Origin of the sequence: Paenibacillus sp. Soil766 (genome assembly GCF_001428105.1) — a bacterium.
Taxonomy (GTDB): Bacteria; Bacillota; Bacilli; order Paenibacillales; family NBRC-103111; genus Paenibacillus_E.
Genome location: NZ_LMSJ01000058.1, coordinates 33,837 through 56,997 on the forward strand (window position 1 = coordinate 33,837; position 23,161 = coordinate 56,997).

The following is a 23,161-nucleotide window of genomic DNA, read 5'->3' on the forward strand; positions in this document are numbered from 1 at the left end:
TCTCCGACGAACAGCCTCGGAAGATTAAGCAGACTTTTGTTATAGTTCCTATGTAGTGAAGTGGTACTATCACCATCTCAGCCACTGAATCCCTAACCACTTACACCACTAAATAAATAACTCCATCTGCTTAACGTCCCCTAATCTTTCCAGAGAAATCGGCGCATGATCACGGAAATAAGCCTGATTAATTTCCTTTTCCTTGGTCATCACCAGCTTGCTTCCATTCGCTGCCTGTCTGAGCCTACAGCTAAATACAACTGGGAAATAATCCTTGAGGAATTTGCCTTCCGCATGTGCAGTCAGTGCGATGATCTGAAAGCCAAGCTGCTCTGCGATAAAAAACACAGGACTTAATACATGATCACTCGATGCCTTCCCGAAAGGATTATCCAGAATCACGGTACGATGCCGCTTCATGTTCGCTTGAATATGCTGGCGTTTCTCGGCGACATAGTTGAGCAAACCTAAGAACAACGTCATATTCTTGCTCCATTTTTCCCCGCCAGACCAATTATTAGACTGCTCCCATGAGAAGGAAGCCTTCGTTACGTTATTCTCATTGGTTACTTTACGGCACGAAACTTTCATGACTTTCTCTTGCAGAACAATCTGCAGAAGCTGCTTGGTATCCAGCCATTTTTCAAGTTCCTTGCGAACCGTTGTTTTGACTTCTTGATCGTTATCATCGCGGTAATGTCCTTTGTCCAGTTCCGTCAAAATCCACTCCAGATGCTTACGCAAGTGATCTTTTGCCTCAAGTTCATCCCATTCTGGAATGAGAAAGGAGAAAATAAGCTTCCACTGATCCTCGACTCTAACTCTCGTTTTATTCGGAATATCTCGAAGTTCGGATGCAATCAGCTTCAAATGGCCGTGCACATGGATGATGTACTGTTCGAGTTGCTGATTGTGTGTGCGCATCGTCTCTTCCGCAACATGATTGACGCGTTCAATACGGCTGTGCATTTTATGCTGAAATTGTGTTAGTTCTTGATAGTTGGTCTTGTTTTCAACACCTTGCTCAGCCATATCTCTCATCTTGACATCCTTGATTTGTTTCCGGCAAAAATCAATAAAATGCAGTCTGGCCTTCTTCACCGTCGACTCTTCTGCTTCCAGCTCTTTCATCAAGGCGGTTAGCGTCGCCACAGATTTCCGCACCCATTTCATTCTATCATTCGGAAACTCCGCTCTCTGTGCCTGTGAGATAAAGGCTACTGGAATGAGTGGATTTTCAAACCCGTGCAAAATCTTGTATTGATTTAAGTATTGGATCACATCTTCAATTTTACCTAATTGCACCTGAATTTGCGCATATTGCTGCTGCAAGCCCGATTTCATCTGTTGTAGACGTGTATCCTCACTTTGGACATGTACATCTACTGCGCTCAGCGACTCTGTAAAGGTCAATGGCCCTTCACCCTCATGTGAACCCCTATACTGTTCAACCAGTAACTTAATCCTAGCTGTCAATTCATTAAATTGCTTGCCTACCCGTACCAGTTCTTCTTTATCGCGTGTCAACCGTAATTCGTGTTCCTTGAGCTCGAGCATTAGCTGTGACATCTGATCTTCACCCGTCACAGAGAACGGAAGCTCCTCGTTCAAATTCAAGTCCGCTTGTTCCAAGCGAAGTTTGCTCATCTCTCGTTCGAGCGTTGTTCTGCTAGCCTGGGCATGCTTCAACTCCGTTTCAAGCTGTTGACGTCCTTGTGAAACATGATGGAGCTTGAGATGCAAATCTTTTCTTTCTGTTTTCAGCCAATCTAAGCTATGATTCGCTTCTATAGGCTGTACATCTCCTAATTCCATATACAGATCTTGGCTTTGAAGACTCGCCTTCTCCGTTCGCAAGGCGTTCATTCTGCCCTTCACGGATTCGCTCTGCAGCTTCGCTTGCTCCATCGAACGTCGCCTGCCCTCCAGCTTATTTTGCTGGTCGTCAGACTGCTGAGCAAGCTGCTCGATGGCACTGTTCAACGCAACGATTTCTTTACCCAACTCGACATATTTCCGCCCTTTTTCAATCCATTGCCCAAGCTGAACCATTTCCTCTTTTTGCTTATCCATGACGGCATTATGCTGATGAATCGTCTGCTCGACCTGGCGAATAGATTTCTGAATGGCATCCTCTTGGCCTTCTAGCTCACGCACAGAATCGCGTGCAAGTCCCACTTGCCTTTCCATTTCTTGTACAATTTCAAGCGGATATGCTGACAGGAATCGGCGAAAAGATGCTTGAAGATCAGAGGTACGCTGCAGATCTCTTTCCTTCTCTCTGCGAGCCGACCGAACTTCTTCACCCTTTTGGGAGATCGTATGCTTCCAGCTGATGAATTCCATATCCTCCGCATTGTCACGCCAATGCTGCGGTTCAACCCAAGCCCTATCCTCCGCGGCTACTGGCGTATCACTATTGGCTAGCCGTGCCGCTTCCTGTGAAGAGATCACTTGAATCGGGAACTGCATATCTTCCGCGTACTGACGCAGCTTGTTTGTGACTACCCCAACCTCACCTTCGGTTGTAATTAATGTCACAGACCACAGAGGGTGCGTCATCGCCCGCTCAGTTAATTGCAAACTCTGCAAATATTGAATACCTGTCTCCAATAAGTCGAACTGATTTCTCCATTTGTCCACTAAGCCCGCTACATAGACATCCGCGAAAAATGTAGGCTGAGCACTATAATCATCAATATAACGGAAAGCAAGACGCTCTTTCAGCAAGTAAGCTTCCTTCTCAAGCAGCAGCTTTTCCGTATCCTCATGAAGTCGCTCTTCAATTGAACTCTGCTTCTCATAAACAGAAGAGAGTCTCCCCCAAGAAGGCTTGTATGAAGCAATTTCTTCAAGCATGGATTGATGCACTTTTCTAAATGATTCGAGCTTATGCTCGGCATTAGCACGCTCCACGAAGGCGGTCTTGAGGTTATCACTCACGCCTACTAGTTGTCTCTCACTTTCCTCTTTACCGGTTGCCAACTCCTTGTTCTTCTGCACTAGGAGAACATTGCCCTCATCCAACTTCTGATAACGCTGAATCCAATCCGCCATGCTGCCTTCCATGCTCTCGACAGCTGGATTGGCCAAACTATTTGCTCTTAGCTCGTCTCGATCTTTCTCGCGGGCTTGCACAAGAGATCTGTGTGCAATGAGCTGCTTGTTTAATCCCTCTAGTTCACTTGAAAGCTCATTCAAAATCGTTTCCTCTAGGTTTAACCTATTCTGATGAGCTGTTGTTTCCTGACGGAGTTTCTCTTCTTCAGCCTGCCACTCTTGTTCCATCTTGCTGTAAATACTGCGAATTTGCCCGCCATTCTGGATCCATGCTTTCCGCAAAACATCCTCTTCTTGGGTATGACCGAATTGTTCAAGTTCGCGCTGCACATAGTTCATGCGCTCCTCAGCCGAGGTCCACTGCTGCCTGTAATCGGCCAAACGCAACGAATAGTAGCTCTCTCTCGCACTCCGCACGAGCTTTTCTTTGAATTCAACGTCTTCCTCGACCAAACTTAGCTTTGTTTCCAAAACGGATTGCTCCTGCTTTTGCTTCGCAATATGGAGCGATTCCTTCTTCCGTGCTAATCCCTGCAATTGCTCCTCGCATGCTGACATCATCTGATGCCACCCCGAAAGCTTGGCGGTTTCCTCATTCTTCTGTTCATTGACGAGCAACCAATAGGCCTTCGTTTCAGCTTGCGCAGCTAAATAAGCTACCTGCTTCGTATCCATCGTTGCATAGCGAAGCACATACTGGTCCAATTCAACAAGAATTTTTTTGTTTTCTTCAATTTTTTCTTTTAATTCTTTATATTTTTTGAAGCTGTCCCTGTGCATCTCGAAATTATTCGCGAACTCGCCTTGTTCATAACCAGCCATTGCATCTTCTACTGTCGGGATCAACAAGCGATCAAACAACTGGCCCGTTGTTTTGCATTCATCAAAGAAGCTCTCTACCCCGCCCTCTGAGCTATTAATCTTCGCAATCCGCTCCCACTCTGAAGCGATGATATGATAGTCGTTTTCTAATATTTTTTTATATTCTTTCATCGTGGATGGCAGCTTCGCATTCATTCTTTTCACCGTCATCCCGTGGTAGTAATCATGAATTTCACCCTTATCCGCTGCTCGAATATGGCCAGCACTCCCCTTCACAAAAGGAATCCGATCAATCGCATCGGGATCAAGCACTGGATAATCATACACATACCGATACGAATCAATCCCTGTTGCTGTCAGAAACAAACTAATGCAGGTCACGACATATCTCCGAGGTCTTTCACTTAATATCCACTCGATCGCGATATGCGCAGGACCATTTTCAAGACTTAACGTATCTTTGATTTTACGTCCGGCTAACTCTTCGTGAGGCAGAATGGCTTGCATGGCTGACTGGATGAAAACCGTCTTGCCGCCTCCATTTTCCAACAGAATCGCGCCGTTATGTCCATCAAAATGAAACAATTCATCGTTGTAGCGCTTATTTCCGTCCTCGTAGACGACATTTGTAAATCGTATTCTAGAGATCGCTGGCATGTTCGCTTCCCTCCCCCTCAAACGTATGGCTTTGATATAAAAACTCCAAAATACCTCGGTTATACTCGAGTTCCATGAAGTATCGCTGCACAACCACTTTGGCCTTTTCGGTCAATGTAATTTCTTGATTGCCAATATCGATCACCAGTTCTTGCGCGATGAGAAACTTGCGGACAGAATCCATGAAGCTGACCCGGCTAATCGTATTCCCGCTTTGCTTCGCGGCCGTTTCCTTAATATCGTCCATGGCACTCCATTTTTCGATCAGGGCTGTCCAGTTATAGGAGAATTCCTTCTCCATCTCTTTTAATTCCGCTTCTGGATGTGTCTTCAATAGGGAAATACGCTCATTCACAAGCGCCGTCCACTCTTCAATCCCAATAAAACTTCTCGTCGGCTCCATCGTTTGGTAACTATCATAGAAGGCACCAATAAGTACGATAATGCTGACATACATCAAATAAAGATCCGCATTCACGGCGTTCGCCCGCAGATAAGTCCGTTTAATCACTTCGTTATTCATATGAAAAGGCGATAGCCTAGTCTCCGGAATCATATACAGTTGTTCGCCAGCAATAATCGTTACACAATCGACTTCACGCGCAAATTGATCCACAAGTCCGCGTACCACATCGTCTGCCATGTAGGCTTGAAGCCACTCTTTCCCTACCTCGTTATCACGCGCGAGCAAGGTGTAAATCCGAAAAGCCTTCATTACCGTTCCATTTTCAAGTCCGATTGTCATCCTGTTCTCCCCATGTAATTAACATATTCTGTATGCTAAATCTATCATTAACCTTAATGATGTCCTGTTGTTCAATCACAACCAAACAGCGATTTCCTAGAAGTGCATACATATCTTCCAGCAACGTTCCCTGTTCTTCATTTTGCTCTGTATCCATATCCACTGCGCGCAAGGGGCTTCTTTGATGCAGATAGATCCAAAAATCATAGAAAGCTCTCTCTGCTAGCAATTTTGCATGTTCATGTCCTTCGAATTGTTGGATAAAAACGTTCACTTCAACATGGTCCTGCTCTTCCATCATGTGCAGAAGCAGCTCCATAAGAAGCTTGTACAATTTTTTCTGTATCGTTTGGTACCGGTATTCCTCGCTGTCTCCACCAATTTCTAGAAACGTATCATCCCGCTCCTGACCGCTGCTGTCTTCCAGCAAATTTTGCTGAGCCCACACTGTCAAAAGCGACCACATCTTCGACTCTTGCACCGGTAAGAACGGTGCTATCACGCCTTGCATCGTCTCTGGCGGCAGCGGCGTACTGAAGATAAGAGAAGCAATATCCTGATCGAAATTAAAGGAATCCAGTCCCGTATAATATAAGGATTCTTGTGCTGCGCCCAAGGCATGTGATTTGAGCACCATACTCTGATGAAAAAGAACGGAATGCTCACCATGCACCTTCTCCAGCTCATTGGATATCCGTAAAATTAACTCATAAGGTCGCTGATCTGCCTGTCTAACAGTCTGTGCCTGAACACGATCCTTGGTCTCTTTGACGAATTGGCGTAATTCTTCGAATTCCTCATTCTCCATGTGCAAGCGCAAATAGATATCTTCTAACAGACCTTTGTAACGTACGAATGTTTCCTCCGACACTATGTTTCTTTTCAATTCATGCTCTAGCTTAACCATCCGCTCCTGAAGAGCTTCCACATCAATCCGCATTTCGTTAATTTGGCGCAGCGCACCTTCGAACTCGCCCTTCTCCAATTGCTTACGCAATACCAACTGATGGATGGATAATTGAAATTCCGTATAAAATTCTTTGGTCGCAAAAATAAGCTCCAACCCATCTTCGTCGAGCGTGTAGTACTGCGTATTTGTTTTTAAATCAAAGGCATTCGCTTTGAGAATCGATATGTAAATATGCTCCGTCTGCCCCGATTCCCAGTTCATAAATGTAAAATCCCGTTTCTTCCCTGTCGTCGGGCGAAACAATTGCGTAATCTGCCTAGCCAGATCCTCAAATCCAGCTTCGTCCAAATCGATGAAGATCCCCGTCACCTTTTGAAGAAACTCCGCTAAGTCTTTGACACCTGCCTTGTTATTTCGCATCAACTTCTGCTCAAAAAAATAAAGCAGCGTGAGCAGCCCAAGTTCCATAAAGTCGATTGGTTTGTTTTGTCGATCGGTTTGCCGCTTTCTCTGCAGCTCATAAAGCGGATCAAAAAGCGCTAGCTTGGTCATCCGTTCCCGAAACCCGGAAATCACTTGACCAATTTCTACGTAGTCCATGCTGTGTGCCTCCAAATCCTGCAAAGCTCGTGTGATGGAAGTATCTCTTGGGGGAAATAGCCTCCTGATGCTAGACACTGGTTAATTATCTTCCGTTCTTCCTCCGTAAAATGAGAGGTAAAAGTTTGCAAGGCCTGCTCATGACTACGCTGGTATTCTTTTCCTTTTGCAAATTTTCTGCTCAGACATGCTCTGTAAAAAGGAAAGGCCAATTTAGCTGGTCTACCAAAAAGTTTAATCACCTGCTCATTAAGTAGATGCCATATGTGAATACCTTTTTTATCGATATCGCCAAAATAATAGAATTCATGCACAGGATCCTTAAGCGGAAGCTGCATTGACAGCAGCTCAATGCTCTTCGTTATGCGATAGCCTCCACCAAAAATTAGCGTTGCAAAAGGAACATCAGGCAATGCCTGCAGCAACGCTTGATACGTTGTTTTATTTTCAACAATTAGATGCCTATGGACCTCATTCGTTAAACCATATGGATTCACAGCAAACATTAAGGGGTCATCAACGAGAAGAATAAGGAACTTGTCCCACAAACCTATTCGGGTCAGCAGCTCTCCTCCCCGCTTCTCTGTTATCCATTTCTCATCTGCAACAAGCTCGAAGCTTCGCTCTGGTGCCGGTACTGGGGTAGTTGGAAGCATATACTCCTTCAAATAAGTGTCGATCATTGCAATGTAAAGCTTATCTTGCTCCCAAATTTCCGCTCCTAATGAATAATAGGCATCCAGTTGAATATCAGGATGCAGCAGCATTCTGGCCTGATGGATGTCCTTGTGCGTATCTACTTTTAACCGATTCTTCTGCACGCTATATTGATAGGCAAGGGATGGTCGTTTACCCGTTCTCCCCTTGCTCTGAACCATCTGAATGATCTTCTCAGCTTCAAGCTCAAGTACTGACTGAGCGAATTGTTCGTAAGTACATGGTTGGCCATCGAATAGTGCATATAATTCGTCAATAGAAACTTTAACTTTCTTTAATGATAGTAAGTGCGTACGTATACGCGAATTGAAATTCATGCATTCATGCTCCTAGTAAAGTGAGATGATTCTATTATATCAGAAATTAACTTCTAAACAGTTTAACGAAGACTACTGAAAATATTACCTTCTTTTTTGCGCGGCAGCGCGACGGGTATTCATCATATTTCACCAGATGGTCTATGTTTCATGGGAAGAAATCGAAAACCTGCACTCAAATGCGTTAATTATTGCCATAATGGAAACTACTGGTTTCATGGATGTTTCAGTAGTAACTAAAAAGTCTGCTTAATCTCCAGAGTAGCCGTGGGAGATTAAGCAGACTTTTTACCATTTACCGGGGCACTTACTTCTCGCCAGGAAATAAAAGAGCAACAATGTTGCATACGTCATCTACTTGCTCAATATAGATTCTAAATTTTTTGACCACTATACGGGTTATTCCTCTGTATTCACCAAACTCCTCCGTATAGGCCTTGCCAATTATCGGATTCTTCAAGTAATCTTCAACTTCCAAAACAACCTGAGAAATGAAATCAAATGTTTCTTCCGGAGTAAACCGTTCACTGCGAAACTGAATTAGCTTTGCCCTAACAGTAGGGAGCCATATGATCGAGCGATTATTCATTATGCAAAATCCTTAGGTGACAATGATTTCAAAAGCTCCGTAGTCGACATTCCCTTACCTTGTTTATATTCTTCACGGCTTCCAGTAATCATGTTCTTAAGTTCTGGATTCGCTGTAACTTCAGAACTAATGGAAAGATGATCTTCCTCTTGAAGAACAACCGTAAATTTTCCTTTTCCAGGAATAAGAAATTGACGAACTGAATGCTCACTACTCATATTGATGATAGTGTTCATAAGTTCTTCGGAGCTATTTACTTTTTCCATTACGATCACCACCTATCCTCTTGTTCATTTATTATAACATTAATTTCTTCACAAAAACATTCACTCACAATTCACCACATATCCCCCGCACACTTGAATATATTTAATAACAAGCTTTATTTCCCTATGTCTGATTAGCGTCTGCTTATCATAAACGCCAAGGAGGTGTCCCCATGACAGAGCCCTTATTTATCGTTTCCAAAGAGGATTGGTCACTCCACCGCAAAGGATACCAAGATCAAAACAGACATCAAGAGAAGGTCAAAGATGCCATTAAACAGAACCTTCCTGATCTGGTTACAGACGAAAGCATTGTCATGTCCAATGGAAAACAAGTCGTGAAGGTACCGATAAAAAGCTTGGACGAATACCGCTTCCGCTACAACTTCAACAAAGGCAAGCATGTCGGTCAAGGCGACGGCGATTCGCAGGTTGGCGATGTGCTGGGCACAGACCCGCAGCCTGCACAAGGCCCAGGTAAAGGCGAAGGCGCTGGTGATCAAGCCGGCGATGATTATTACGAAGCCGAAGTGAGTATGGAAGAGCTGCAAGCGATGCTGTTCTCGGAGCTCGAGCTGCCGAATTTGCAGCAAAAAGAGAAGCGGAACATGACGTCCACCGAAGTGATTTTCAACGATATCCGCAAAAAAGGGATCATGTCCAACATCGACAAGAAGCGGACGATCCTCGAAAACATGCGCCGCAATTCGCGAGGCAGCTCACCGGGCATCCATCATATTTCACCAGATGATTTGCGTTTCAAAACATGGGAGGAAATCGAAAAACCGCACTCCAATGCGCTTATCATTGCCATGATGGATACCTCTGGTTCCATGGGCTCCTTCGAGAAATACATAGCCCGCAGCTTCTTCTTCTGGATGACCCGCTTCCTGCGCACGAAATATGAGAACGTTGAAATTGTGTTCATCGCGCATCATACCGAGGCTAAAGAGGTCACAGAGGAAGAGTTTTTCACAAAAGGCGAGAGCGGCGGCACGATCTGTTCTTCGGCCTATCAAACCGCGATTGATATTATTGATAAAAGGTACCCCCCTTCTCAGTTCAATATTTATCCGTTTCATTTCTCGGACGGGGATAATTTAACTTCCGATAACGAGCGCTGTGTGAAGCTGATTACACAATTAATGGAGCGCTCGAACATGTTCGGCTACGGGGAAGTGAATCAATATAACCGCAGTTCTACACTTATGTCCGCATTCCGTCATATCAACAATCCGAAATTCCTACATTACGTCATCCGTGAAAAAGGTGAAGTATATAAAGCGTTAAAAACCTTTTTTACCAAACAGGAAGGAGTGCCTGTACAGTGAGTAAATCCGAAATCCAGAAGCTGGAATATGCCATTGATGAAATCACGGAGATCGCGAAGGGCTTTGGGCTCGACTTCTTTCCCATGCGGTACGAAATTTGTCCAGCAGAAATTATCTATACCTTCGGTGCCTACGGAATGCCGACACGCTACAGTCACTGGAGCTTTGGCAAAAATTTTCATCGCATGAAAACGCAGTACGATTTTGGACTTAGTAAAATTTACGAATTGGTCATCAATTCGGACCCGTGCTACGCCTTCCTTTTAGACGGAAATTCGCTGATTCAAAATAAATTGATCGTCGCGCACGTGCTTGCCCACTGCGACTTTTTCAAAAATAACGCACGCTTCTCCAAAACAAATCGCAATATGGTCGAGAGCATGTCCGCTACGGCTGAACGCATCCGCCAATATGAAATTGAGCATGGGATCGATGAGGTTGAACAATTCATAGATGCTGTCCTTGCCATTCAAGAGCACATTGACCCTGTACTCACGCTAACGTATGGCCAGTCTCGCAAACGCCAAGAAAATAACAAAGCGGCTGCACCAGCGGCGCGGTCGGAAGCCACCTACGGGTATGAGGATTTATGGGACTTAGATAGCCGAAACAAGGCTGCTGTCTCCTTGGATAAAGTAGATACGAAGCGCTTTCCGCCGAAGCCCGAGAAGGATCTCCTTCTTTTTATCGAGGAACATGCCCCTTATATGGAAGATTGGCAACGGGATATTCTGACCATGCTTCGCGATGAAATGCTCTACTTCTGGCCGCAGCTCGAAACCAAAATCATGAACGAAGGCTGGGCTTCGTACTGGCATCAACACATCCTGCGCGAAATGGATTTGACCGAGGAAGAAACGATTGAGTACTCCAAACTGAACTCCTCTGTCGTCGTTCCCTCTCGCCATTCTTTAAATCCCTATTATTTAGGTGTCAAAATATTTGAAGACATCGAGAAGCGCTGGGATGCACCGACCGATGAGGAAATCCGCAAATTCGGGCGGACACCTGGGCAAGGCAGGAAGAAAATCTTTGAGGTTCGCGAATATGAATCCGACACCTCATTTATCCGCAATTATTTGAATAAACCATTGGTTGAAGAGTTAGACCTATATGTGTTTGAGAAGAAAGGTCCTGAGTGGAAGATCACGGACAAAACGTGGGAAAATACGCGAGATCAGCTCATTTACTCCAGAGTAAACGGTGGTTTCCCTTACATCGTTGTTGAGGATGGTGACTATCAGCGTAACGGGGAGTTGTATTTGAAGCACGCTTATGAAAGCGTGGAGCTGGATTTGAAGTATGTCGAGCGGACACTGCCGTATATTTATAAGCTGTGGGGTAAGACCATTCATATGCATACGATGGTGGAGGATAAGCCGGTGTTGTTTAGCTTTGATGGGAAGAAGCATCATCGGAGGTTTTTGTGAGAGAAAGCCTACCTTTGTAGGGGAGATCATTATAATTCGCTTACACAATATGTAAAAAGGACCATTGGGGTTCACGGATTACCCAGTGGTTCTTTTTCAACTCAAATATTTCATTCATTTAAAAAACTGACTCATTTAGTAATCGATTCATGATCAACAGTTAAGATTGTGTTTCATGCCGCCGATCTTGAACGAGGACTCACGTATAGCTCACCGTTATCTAGCAGCTTGTAGGATACGACATATCGGTCCTCCATGTAATAATAGGTGTCGTGCTATTCGCGAGAGAGCATCATTATCCCTATTTGAACGACCTTTTGCTCCACTCGCCGAATAATTAATCTTATATACGCTTGTTTCCTGCACGCTGTAATGATCGCTTTTGAATTTCTCGGAATCGATTTCCCGCCGTTTCGGTCCATTGCACAATCAATTACAGTTCACCACGCTCTATCTCTTCAACCATCTCTTCAGTGGAATAAACTTTCCCTTGCTTCATGTCTTGCTCGGACAGATATTATCTACCCTTCGGTGCTTATTGGATGCCGACTCGCTTTAGCCATTGAAGCTTCGGTAAGACGTTCAACATAACTTAGATAAATTTACTAGTTGGTCATTCCATTAACGGATTGTGGGAGAGCTGGATTTAATAGTTTGAAAAAAGGTGTAAAACCCTTATATGTAATTAAATAGGAATAAAAAACCATTCTAAATATTGTATCTAGGAATAGTTATCCAAAATATCGATTGCCTCTTGAATCATTAATAAATGTTTTGAAAAGGAAGACACTAGCAAACGGTAATGCTCCATTTTGAATTGACCAAGTAACCCTTTCTCCCATTGCTCTAAGGTTTGCTTAACAATTTTCTCACTCACATGTATCATATACTTCCTAAGTGTCATACCGCTTACATTCGGCAACGGCACCACGTTAAACTGCATCATAAAATATCGTTGGTACTGCTTGACTGCTTCCCGGACCTGCTTCTTCCGCTGTTCTATGGCGTGCTGTTTCGTTAATACACCTAGTAGGACCGTAGCAGCAACAGCAAATATAGCGATAGGTGGAAAAACGTTCATCAAGGCATAGGTTATTGTATGCCAACCCGCCGCCAGCCCAAGCGTTCCGACCACTGCCGATCCCATGCCTACCATAAAGGCTTGTTCAGAGACTCCCATTTTAAAATCGATAGAGATGGAATCATTGGCTTGCTTGGCCAAATTAAAGGCAGACAGTCGCTCTATATCCGGTACCTGATTTTGAATATGGGCTTTCCAATCTTCTTGATACTGCTCTCCTGCCTGTGACATTAGAGCGCTCATTTCCTTACCTACTTGTTGCGGCTTTAAGAACTGCTCCATGACCCGTTCTACTACCGTTCGATCATCGATGACCGAATCCTGTTGCGATAATTTGGACCCAGTTATTTCTTTACTTGCTTCATTCGCCTTCTTTACAACCCAATTGACTACACTCCCCGCTTTTTTAGCGGTATCGCGTATGCCTGTATACCATTCGCCATCTTTTTCAACTTCTTTGCACATGGATTTCTCTTTGGCCAAAAAATAAACGTCCATTTTTTCATATAAGTTATCAAAAAAGGACTCAACACTTTCCGGAACGTACTGCCATAGCTGTTTCTCCCGAAAAGTCATCTGCTCACAGATGTTTAAATATTGGCTGGCCATGGCTTGAATCGTGATTTGTTCCTGCAGCAAAACTACGAGTTTTTGCTGGTTATGGGAATTCGGATCGGTTAGAACAACGTGGAACTTGTCAATTGATGCTTTTAAGGATTGTTCAATATTATTCGCTAAGCTTTCATCAATTTCTTTTAATTGCCGAAAGGTATCTTGAAACGCAATCAATCCAATAATCGGCTCTAGTACCCGGTATTTGCTCATTAGTCAGCCTCCAACTTTAAGGTTGTAGAATCATGTGACGAAGTGTTCGTTTTGCCGGCGCGACTAGTTCCTGCACTCGTTTGAACGCTTTATCAGGATTATCAAGCGTATACTTTACCGCTACAGCTGTGCCAATTGCTGCTAAACAGCCAATCCATACGGGTCCACCTATTAAGGTACCCACAGCTAAAGCACTTCCTGAAACGATTGTTCCCTTCCCTGCTTGAACAAGACTCTTCTTCTTGTCCTCTGACTTGTACAATGAATAAACAAGTCCACCTGCAGCAATAGGTAGCAGGACTGGATTAGCTGAGGCAATGGATGAGACAAGATAAGACCCCGCCAAGTTAGATATACGGCTCGGATCCCCTTTTTTCCCTAAAATCAGACTTCCCAATAAAGCTATAGATCCACCTAATAGCTCAGGACTGTTAATCGTCAAGGCATCAGCAAGGAACGGCTTTGAAATTCCTATCTGCTGCAAGGAATCGGCTATTCGATCGAATTGATGCTGGGTAAATGATAAAAATGGATTAATCCCACTTACAGATGCTGTATCACGAAGGAGATGTTCCGCTGCCTGTGAAAGCTCCGTAACAAACGAATCATCCGAGCTAACATCTTTCACCGCTTGTAAAGAGCCTAGGAAGCTATGTTGTCCGTCCAACAAGTGATGGTACTGTGAGCCGCCGATATGGGTGGAATTATAAACAGAATCGATTGCTTTGTCATATGCGTCAAAGTTATGGTTGAACTCCTGGGCCATCCACTGTGCCATTGAATGGCTTCCTATAGTCAAACCTGCATCCAATGGAGCAAATGTCTTGTCAACTGAGGGTAGATCTAACTCAAATCTGCGCATTCTTCTTTTTTGGTGCGAATTCATAGAGCAGCTCCTTTAACAAAATCTATTCTCAAGAAAAATAGAGATAAAAGAGTCTTCAGTTCTATAAGAAAAGAAGGCTCTCTCATTCTATTTTTACGATTTTCTCGTCGGACACTCCAAACAAGACGTTTGCAAGATTATATTATATAACCATTTTATTAAAATTCTCGATATCCTGCTTAAGAAGGGCCAGCACCTCTTCGTATTTTCGCATTTCCTGATCCCGGTTCTGAATGCTCTTCTGCAGTTTGTTACGCTTCGCTTCCGACTCCTTCAGCACATCGTTGATGAAATCGGAGCTGATTTCTTGAAGAGAGTGCTCCACCTCGCGCAGCTTAAGATTCATTTTATCTGTTGTATCATTCAGAATCACATCAGTTTGTTCATAGAATAGCTGTTTCAGTTTCTCGACGTCACCACCTTCTACCTTACCCATACCGAATTTATCTGTAATCCGCTTCCGATAAACACCACTATCCAGATCAAAAGTAGGTAGTGATATCTTATTGATTGTCTTCTGGACCGGTACGATGACTTCATTGAAATCGAAGCTCTCGTCTGAAAGATCATGGATCCGCAACATAGCCGTTTTCAGATCATTGACGAGCTTCTCCAGGTTCATGATCTCATCATAAGAACTTTTCAAGCCTTTCTCCAGTTCAATCGCAAAATCTGCCACCTGATCAATAGTCTGGTGGACGTTCGCATAAGAATAAGTTCGGTTTTCGTAAACGTCACGGCTCTTGAGCCATAGAAATCCGTATCTTTCTGACTTGACGAATTCGCGTCGAGACTCCTTCGACTCTTGGAAACGACGATAATTTTGGGCGATGCTTTTGAATTCTGTTTGAAGTTCGTTGAATTTCTTTTTGACCTTAGTAATAAAGTTATCAAAAATCAAATCCACTTCTTTACGGGCCCGCTCCATCGTCATTACAACGGCCTTATATGTTTTTTCGATATCCTCACCCGAGGATTCACTAATTAACCTCAGGTCATTCCGCAGCTCGTCCATCAAATTTGATAGTTGCTTGATAAATGCATCCTGCTGTGCCATGAGTAAATGGCCGAAGCGATTCTTCAAGATCTCTTCCTTCCGACTTTGCACCTCTGGAATACGTACGTCGCGTATCTGCTCGATATTGGACAATCCGATGAGCAGTTCTGGTGTGAGCTTGTCAGTGGCGAACGTCCCCTGCAGCAACTTCAGTACATGCTGTTGCTCGTTTGACAGATTCTGCATATGTTTCCCAATTGTATACGCCATGGATGACACAAAGATCGGCGGCATGCTGTTTCTCAAACTTTGCATAATCGGATTGTCCGGATACATTCGAATCATTGGCATAATAGTATTTTCAGCTTGAGATTGCAATTTATCCGTAATGTATTTTAATGCATGCCGAAGAGACGGATATTTATTGCCATCGCCATACAAGACAAGATCGAATTTGCTGCCTACAAGTAAGATATTGACTATCCCTTTGTCCGGAATATTCTGGGTCAACAGCTCCACATCTACCGAATCCATGAACTGTGAGGTATAACTTAATAGGAAGACAACGTCGCACTGCCCTAGATAATCCCTTGTCCGCTGCCCACGCGACAGAATCGGATCATTAATCCCCGGTGTATCTACAATATCCATGTGTTGGAGTGATTCGTCAGGGATGTACAGTATGGTGCTTTTTACAATTGGCGTAAATTTCCCTTCCGCCCCGACATATTGCTGCAGCTCGCCGATGAGTTGACTTGTCTCCTGCATCTCAGCGAGCTCTATTGTCGTACCCAGGTAATCATCAATGCGTAGTCCGCCTTGTTGAACAGACAGGACAAGCTCATGAGCAGCTTTAAGCTCGTCGGGCGCATTCAACATTGCAATGATTTCCTGGTGCGATAGCTTCCGTTCCTTTTTCATTGTCATTTCCTTAACTCTTCTGCCAATCCTCGCTATGCCGCCAGTTGGCTCTTCAGACAGCTTTTCCCTCATTCGATCGATTAGCTCCTGGAGCTTTTTAGCCTTGCTGTGAATGACGTCCCACTCTTCCCGGGTGAAAAACTCAATCTCCGCTCTAGGCGAATCGGCATAGGTAATTACGGTGAGAGCTGCCGTCATCGGTGTGGATGCCTTTGGCAAGACATCCTTTCCGTCGAAGAGTAGCGCATTAAGAAAGGAGGATTTGCCCGCCTTGATCTGACCGACAACACCAATTTTCAACTTCCTATTCTCCTCAAGCACATACTCCGCATCTTTACGAAAAGAACTCGAGAATTCAGCGATGGTATGGTAATGATCAAGTCCAAGCACATCCTGGTGCACCTTGTATTTGTCTGTGATATTTTCAAACAGCCGAATATACTTGCTGATTGTCTCTAGGTTTTGAGTTTTCACGTTCAGTCTCCTCGGTAGATAATTGTTCTAACAGAGCCGATCTACAAGCCTCATCTAAAGCCGATGCAGTTTTGACGGCGTAGGTCTGCAGCTCCTTACGAAGTAAGTGCTGCAGTAACGGCAGCCCTTGCACAGGCAGGTTGTATTGCATAAGTTCAGGAGGAAGGAGAAGCTCGTAAACAGGCTCTCTTGTGGACAATATGGATTCCTTCATTATGTTGGTCAATAACTTGAGCTCTTCGTGCAAAAGAAGACGAGTCTCTGGTCCAACAGGGTAGGTTGGAATATCAGAAAACAGCTCCATTGAAACTACATCTATCCGCTTCAAGACAGATTCGCGGATGGATTCGGCCAACAGCATTGATTGACTGCTGAATGCCACACTCATATCTCTGGCATCAATCCGATAGCTGCGAATCTTAAGCATCTCTTCCAGTTGAAAGCGAAAGCTCTCGAATAGACTCGCAGTGGTTTTTTTCCGGGCAAACATATGCTCCAACCGGCTTAACAACTGCTCCTGGAGCTCTAGCTTTACCGGTAGTTCCCCAGTCTCCATTTGGTCGATGAGAGGTTGGATATCCTGCTCAAGCAGCGACTCTGTTTGGAGTTCCAGAAAACGTAAGATGAATTTCTTCCGATAAGCCGTCTTCTCCTCTTGAATTAGCTTTTCAATCAGAAGTGGCGTCTTTATCATCAGCTGGATACCTGTTAACATGACCAGATACGGCTCAAGTCTATCGTTATACGCACTGACATTAGTTGTATGCGTGGCAATCGATGCCCTCTGCTCCGCAATAAGACGGACAAGCAGCTCCCTTTCTGTATTGTTGGAAGCGAAAACTGCACGATGGTTAAGCTCCTTCAATGATTGCCTTGCTGTCATTACGGCATCGTTTGCAGCCTTTTTGTATATGTCTGCCAACTCCCGGAATTCATCTGTCCAATCAACAATACGCTTTTTGCCCTTCGCTAGTTTTTTCAAATGTGCTCCCAATTTATCAGGAGCGTATTCCTTTTTGAGCTTAGAAGAATACGCCGCCACACCGCTGCAGGCGATACCACGATCCTTAAGCGTTTTTTTTACAGTGTTAATTACCCGCTTGATCTCTTCCGGCAGCTTGACATCAGCTTTGTTCAAGACGATAAATAGCTCGCTATTCGGCTCCAGGCTCTGAAGAAATCGGATATCATCTTCAGGTATGACACCCTTCTCGATATCGATAACCCAGATAATCGCATCAGCAAGGTTTAGAGCAGCGCGGGCGACTGACTCGTCACGATCAGCTTCACTTTTATGCTGATCGGATCTAGAGTATCCCGGCGTGTCGAGCACAACATAAGGAAATCCTTTGCCTATCTTAGCCCTAATCAGCAAATGTTGAATCAAAGGAGCCAGATTCAAACGGTACTTTTGAGCGAAAGCATGCGTAAGAGCCCCTACAGCCTCCTCATCCAAAATAGCTGTGCTACCATAAACATTAACTACCTTACAGATCGTCCGACTGTCCGACATGATGTAGGTAGGTACCGATGTTGTTGGTGTCGTATCTACAGGAAGAATATCCTGACCAATAATGGAATTGATCAAATGTGATTTGCCCGCGCTGAAGCCGCCACCTATCGCCACCAACAGCTTCCCCGCCACTTCTGGCACTTCGATCCACTGGCCAAGCCGTTCGCAAAGCTCTAGGAGCTGGGGATAGACCTCCTCACAGACTGGATATGAATATGTCCGGAATTCCTGCAGAAATTGCCACTGCAGCCGCTCTTTAAAATCAATATAAGCCTGCTGACTCGCAGTTTGTTGGTCCGACCGGTTTACCAACTCAGAAATAAGTCGGATTCCTAAGTCCCGATCGGAGATATATCGGTTCAGCGGATCGAAGTCCTCTAGATCATCAAGTTCATCCCATATGGACAAGAATATTCCTCTTCTCTACGATCTGATTTCGAATCACTTCTAACTCTTCAATCGTTTCCTTCAGATTATTCAGGAATTGATCGTCGTTCTCTTTAGCTTCCCACTTGTCCTGCTTGGCTTGTTCCAGAGACGCTTTAACATCAGTCTGCCGCTGTGCAAGATCACTCTGCATTTGCTGCATGAACTGTTGATTGACTTCCTCCAATGAACGAATAATTTCCGGCTGCAGCTTCTCTAGAATTTCCGGTATGACGTTAGCTTCCAGATGCTCGCGAATCCGCTTCTCCTGATTCATAAACAACTTGATAATATCAGGTGCGAAGAATAGCAATACCTCCAGCCAAGGTGCAACGATCGCCGTCAGGATCGCTACACCGCCGATCATCGCCCGGAATGCTGGATTAGAAATCGTATCTACGAATTTCTCTAGGTAATGGCCTTCCGATTGCTCGAACGAAGAAAGTTCTAGTAATTCCTCAATTTCAATGTTCTTTCGGTTAATCTTTTCGTAACTATTGCTGAGAACAGCGCTCACACGGCTCTCGATGGAATGAACAAGTACTGGACGCAAAATTTGGTTTAATGTCTTCTTAAATGGCTCTGCACCGCCTTTGACCGAACGGGTCAACGTCTCCAGATTGTCCATTAGCGCAAGACGGACGTCATCCTGAATTTCCGTCACCGTCTGGTACCCAAAGGTCTGAGCGATGTTGCGGGACTCGGCTTCTACTTCGTTCTCGAGGTGTATCAAGCTTCGTTCAAACCGTTTTATTTTCTCTTCGATCTCAGCAATGTCGAGCGTATGGTGCTTGTAACGGATCTGAAGATCGCGATATACGCGGTCTACTGCTTCCAGTGCTTTCGGCTCCAAATGCTTAACCAGCAATTCCGGCTGATTCAAGGATGCCAGTGTATGGTGAAAAGAATCAATATTCCCGGTTTTCGCAGAAACATGACCTACATCTATCGTATATCCAGCAAGATTTTCTGCTGTTTGGGCGGCCAACTTGATGATACTTTCCAAATCAGAAGGTAGCTTCTGGTCCGATTTAGAAATGAGGATGGAGCAATCCATCTCATACACGTTCAGTTCCTTAAGAAAATCAAGCACCGAGTCCTTCAAGCCATATTCCGACTCAGTGAGGACGAGATAGTAGACGCCATTCCGGATGTAAGACAATATCGCATTATTGTGTTCTTGCAAAGCGGAGTCAATGCCAGGCATATCGACAAGCACGATATTGTTCAGCTCTTGAAGAGCATCAGAACGTAAATAGACGTGAATATGGGAGAAATCTTTTGATGTAATTGATTTGATAGACTCCAGCTCAAATGATTCCATCTCTCCATTTTTCTTAAAACCTACGATATGCTCGTGCGTACCATAGCGCAGTTCAGCGGCAATTGCAGTCTCGGGCAAGAAATCGGTTGGCAGCACATCACGCTGCAGGAAAGTATTGAGCAACGTACTTTTTCCAGCGTTAAAGGTACCGATTAGTGGAACGAGAATACGGAAATTGATAATTTCAGCTTCAGTTAATTCATTTTGCTCCAGAATGTGGGGAGCTACTTGGTTTTGCAATCCCTTTTCTTTCACTTGTTCCAGTAAACTTATTAGATTTTCACGGTAATTCATATTAATCGACTCCTTCTATTCATTGTATTTCAGGTAAATAAGTTGGCTATGTACTGAACTCATGCTCTTCTTTCTTTTGTGTTGAGCAGCACCGGAGGTCCGTATTTCATATCCAGTAGCGCTAAGTACCACTTGACGAAAGAACGTATCAAAGTATTTCCGGCCATCCCATTGTTTTGTAAGAGCTGGTTTACGCTTCTAGCGAGCGTCGAATCAAAAGATTCGCACAGATCATAGGAATCAGCGTACAATTCAAAGATTCTGGACGCTAGTTCAATCGTTTGATGATCCGTCCACTGACTCAACCTGTAGACGCTGCCTCCTGCTAATGCCGTGAGGCGCTCCAAGAAAGCATCTCCTGCCGTTGCCTTTCCCACCGCAGAGAAGATTAATGTCACCGGTGAGGGCGGAATCAACCCGCTTTGCTCTACGTAAGTCAGTATTTCCCTAAGTAAAGCCAGCACACGTTCAAACTGTTTCTTATCCCCATGTGTCTCCACTTCGAATTCGTCAAACGCCACAACCAGACCATCATAACCGGATAGACGGCAAAGAATTGCAAGACCCGCCAACGCTTCCAAGAATGAATGCGTCCGCTTGTCCAAGCTTCTGTCGATCAACGACTCAATCTGAAACTGTGATTGCCTCAAGCCTGTTTCCACTGCGATATCATGGATTAGGCTCCGTATCGGGAATTCCTCTCCTCCCGAAAAGACGGATTCCAGCTGAAATGCGAAGTTGTCTAGCTTCCCGAAACGCTGCAATAGCTGAATCGTCTCGAAGTAATCTTTAATTTTGTACATGCCGCTCGAGGGAAAAGAAAGGACATTATGCCCTCGCTCAATGGCCTTTTCATATAGTGAGATGACAGGGCTCTCATTCGCACCATCCGGAAACTGAAGGTTTCTACAGATGGCGCGGAAGAGCAGGTTCGGTTCACTCATACTTACACTACGTCCGTCGAGCTCAACCCTGGTAAAGACAGAACCCCTTTTACTGGCGGTATGTCGTAGGACTTCAATCACATGGCTTTTGCCCGTGCCAAACGGTCCGGTGATCAAATGGATGCCAGGCAAGTTAAGATCAGAACGGCATTGTTCTGCCCATCTTTCAATTTCAGCGTAACCAATCGTTAGCCGTTCTACATGTCTATGAGGAACTAGGCCAAAACGGAGGGATTCCAGCGATTTTAGCACTGACATATCACCGTTTAAACCGAAATACGGCTCCCATGACTCCACCTTCTCATTAGTCAATTGGTCCAGTGAGGCGATCGGGAACCGCCATGCGGCCCTCCTCAAGCCATTCTTTACGATCTGAAGCCGTTGGCCTACTGCGGGATAAACATCCGCACACCGTTCAAGGAAACCCTTTCGGCTAACAGTAAATACGAGCGTGCCGTTCAGAACACCCGTCGTGCATCCGTCTATCAACCGACGAATGACATTGGCGGAAATACGGAGCTTCTCCAAAGCAGTTGACTGCTTGTTATAGACGAAATGGTCCTCCTGTTCGGTCAGAAGGAGTAGGGAACCCGAGGCATTTAGCATTGTTAAGGCAGAGAATACCGTTTGCAGAATCAACTCAGCATTCTTCTGAGTAAGTGAGCCCTTGACACCGTTCAGTCCGAAACTATTAAGCTCAGCCACCGAAACCTTCTCTCCCAGTAAAAAAGATTGAAGCGCTTCGTCCTGAGCTAAGCCTTGCTGTTCCTTCTGGCATAACCACCAAATCGCATTCCTAAATCCGGCATGCGGTAGCGAGTGATCCTTCTGAAGCAACATCTCCAGCTCCACTTCACCAACTTCAGCTATTTTGGCAACAATCGCAGGGAACGACCTAACCAGAATGCCATTGATGTTGGCCTCCATATTTTTCAATACATACTGCGTAATCTGTTTCCAATCGTTTAACGGTAGGTCGTTTGAAAGTTCCACCTCGGTGACTACCAGGCCTTTCCAAAGCGCAAGTTGTCTGATCGATTGAGTTAACACACCCCGTCGCTCTGCATGATCCCCCTCCACAAAACGACATGTCGCCCCTCCTCTGGATACATAAGCATCAATAAGTTCCTGCTCTACATACTTAAGGTACGAGCTAAAGGCATTTTTTTTTGAGTCCATAGTCGCATTCCTCTTTTAGTTATATCAAATATTTTTCACAACTCACCAAGCAAAGAGTCTTCTTCCAAAACTCTTTACACCTTCCCACGCACTAACAGCAGTGCGCTTTACAGAGTCCCAAGTATCTCAAACAATTTCTTTAGCAACCGTTCTTACTTTTCGATTACTTATCCTCAAGCTCTGATTTCCATCATTTTTATATCCTATCAAATTTAATATATATCATACAAAGATGGGACAAAGGATGAAAAAAAAAGCATTCTAGCACAGGAAAGTAATCTATTTCGACATAGATTTACCGAATTCCTCCATTTTAGGAACACAAGTAGTTCATTAGGCTTATTACCAAAACCCCAAATTCAGCAGTACTTTCTATAGCACTTCTGATCTACGCACTTGTAGGTGAAAAGCAAATATACGCCGTTACCGGCGCTTCCAGATAATAATCTTGTATTTGGGGTCATTATTGTAGGAGAGAATAAGGTTAGGATGGTTGATATGTTACTATTATCCTCAACACACTATTCTTCGATTAAATGTTTGACAACCTCCTTCTTTGCATTCGCATAGCGATGTCAATGGCTTGAAAAAAGGAAATCTCGCTAAAAATTGCAGACCAATATTCCGATATAGAAATGGTCAGATACTCAGAAATATAGGAGGAACCTCATGGACATTCCAGCTATGTCAATGTCATTAGCCCAAAACAATTTATCCCAAGCAGTTGGAATTAGTGTAATGAAAATGGCGAAAGAGCAAATGGCCGACCAAGGCCAGCAAATGGTTCAAATGATTGAACGCAGTGTACAGCCGAACTTAGGCGGAAATCTTGATATACGTGTGTAAATCGAAA

The 23,161-nt window shown here is 44.4% G+C and carries 15 protein-coding genes; 3 read left to right on the forward strand and 12 right to left on the reverse strand.

Annotated features, from left to right (window positions below; all coding sequences use genetic code 11):
• Nucleotides 1–108: 108 nt before the first annotated feature.
• The 6 genes from ASG89_RS31325 to ASG89_RS31350 all read right to left on the reverse strand — a co-directional run bounded on the left by ASG89_RS31325 (nt 109) and on the right by ASG89_RS31350 (nt 8,683).
• Nucleotides 109–4,539 (reverse strand): hypothetical protein, encoded by a 4,431-nt coding sequence (locus ASG89_RS31325; protein ID WP_057315267.1) that lies wholly within the window; start codon nt 4,537–4,539, stop codon nt 109–111.
• On the reverse strand, nt 4,523–5,284 hold the full coding sequence (locus tag ASG89_RS31330; RefSeq protein ID WP_057315268.1) for a DUF6063 family protein: 762 nt from the start codon (nt 5,282–5,284) through the stop codon (nt 4,523–4,525). The genes ASG89_RS31325 and ASG89_RS31330 overlap by 17 nt, the downstream gene beginning before the upstream one ends.
• A complete protein-coding gene (locus tag ASG89_RS31335; RefSeq protein WP_057315269.1) occupies nt 5,268–6,794 on the reverse strand; it encodes a hypothetical protein in 1,527 nt (508 codons plus the stop codon). Before ASG89_RS31335 ends, ASG89_RS31330 begins: the two co-directional genes overlap by 17 nt.
• Nucleotides 6,782–7,828 (reverse strand): Wadjet anti-phage system protein JetD domain-containing protein, encoded by a 1,047-nt coding sequence (locus tag ASG89_RS31340; protein ID WP_057315270.1) that lies wholly within the window; start codon nt 7,826–7,828, stop codon nt 6,782–6,784. The genes ASG89_RS31335 and ASG89_RS31340 overlap by 13 nt, the downstream gene beginning before the upstream one ends.
• Nucleotides 7,829–8,135: 307 nt before the next feature.
• On the reverse strand, nt 8,136–8,417 hold the full coding sequence (locus ASG89_RS31345) for a hypothetical protein (protein WP_057315271.1): 282 nt from the start codon (nt 8,415–8,417) through the stop codon (nt 8,136–8,138).
• Entirely contained in the window at nt 8,417–8,683 is a 267-nt protein-coding gene (locus tag ASG89_RS31350; RefSeq protein WP_057315272.1) for a hypothetical protein, read from the reverse strand. Before ASG89_RS31350 ends, ASG89_RS31345 begins: the two co-directional genes overlap by 1 nt.
• Before the next feature lie 173 nt (nt 8,684–8,856).
• On the opposite strand from ASG89_RS31350, the gene yhbH reads away from it, so the two are divergent.
• The gene (gene yhbH, locus ASG89_RS31355) at nt 8,857–10,014 is read left to right on the forward strand and encodes a sporulation protein YhbH (protein WP_057315273.1); all 1,158 of its coding nucleotides are present in this window, start codon (nt 8,857–8,859) and stop codon (nt 10,012–10,014) included.
• A complete protein-coding gene (locus ASG89_RS31360; protein WP_057315274.1) occupies nt 10,011–11,444 on the forward strand; it encodes a SpoVR family protein in 1,434 nt (477 codons plus the stop codon). The genes yhbH and ASG89_RS31360 overlap by 4 nt, the downstream gene beginning before the upstream one ends.
• Before the next feature lie 721 nt (nt 11,445–12,165).
• On the opposite strand, the gene ASG89_RS31365 is transcribed toward ASG89_RS31360, so the two are convergent.
• The 6 genes from ASG89_RS31365 to ASG89_RS31390 form a co-directional block, all read right to left on the reverse strand.
• A complete protein-coding gene (locus ASG89_RS31365; protein ID WP_057315275.1) occupies nt 12,166–13,350 on the reverse strand; it encodes a hypothetical protein in 1,185 nt (394 codons plus the stop codon).
• A gap of 16 nt (nt 13,351–13,366) precedes the next feature.
• Nucleotides 13,367–14,128 (reverse strand): hypothetical protein, encoded by a 762-nt coding sequence (locus ASG89_RS31370; RefSeq protein WP_057315276.1) that lies wholly within the window; start codon nt 14,126–14,128, stop codon nt 13,367–13,369.
• Nucleotides 14,129–14,378: 250 nt separating this feature from the next.
• Complete coding sequence (locus ASG89_RS31375; protein WP_057315277.1) at nt 14,379–16,628, reverse strand: dynamin family protein; 2,250 nt, start codon at nt 16,626–16,628, stop codon at nt 14,379–14,381.
• Nucleotides 16,579–18,549: a dynamin family protein gene (locus ASG89_RS31380; protein WP_057315278.1), complete on the reverse strand. Its 1,971-nt coding sequence runs from the start codon at nt 18,547–18,549 to the stop codon at nt 16,579–16,581. The genes ASG89_RS31375 and ASG89_RS31380 overlap by 50 nt, the downstream gene beginning before the upstream one ends.
• The gene (locus tag ASG89_RS31385; protein ID WP_057315279.1) at nt 18,533–20,185 is read right to left on the reverse strand and encodes a dynamin family protein; all 1,653 of its coding nucleotides are present in this window, start codon (nt 20,183–20,185) and stop codon (nt 18,533–18,535) included. Before ASG89_RS31385 ends, ASG89_RS31380 begins: the two co-directional genes overlap by 17 nt.
• Nucleotides 20,186–20,244: 59 nt before the next feature.
• Nucleotides 20,245–22,308, reverse strand: a complete 2,064-nt coding sequence (locus tag ASG89_RS31390) for a BREX system ATP-binding domain-containing protein (RefSeq protein WP_057315280.1) — start codon at nt 22,306–22,308, stop codon at nt 20,245–20,247.
• 669 nt (nt 22,309–22,977) lie between these two features.
• On the opposite strand from ASG89_RS31390, the gene ASG89_RS35940 reads away from it, so the two are divergent.
• Nucleotides 22,978–23,154: a YjfB family protein gene (locus tag ASG89_RS35940; RefSeq protein WP_082593730.1), complete on the forward strand. Its 177-nt coding sequence runs from the start codon at nt 22,978–22,980 to the stop codon at nt 23,152–23,154.
• Nucleotides 23,155–23,161: the final 7 nt, after the last annotated feature.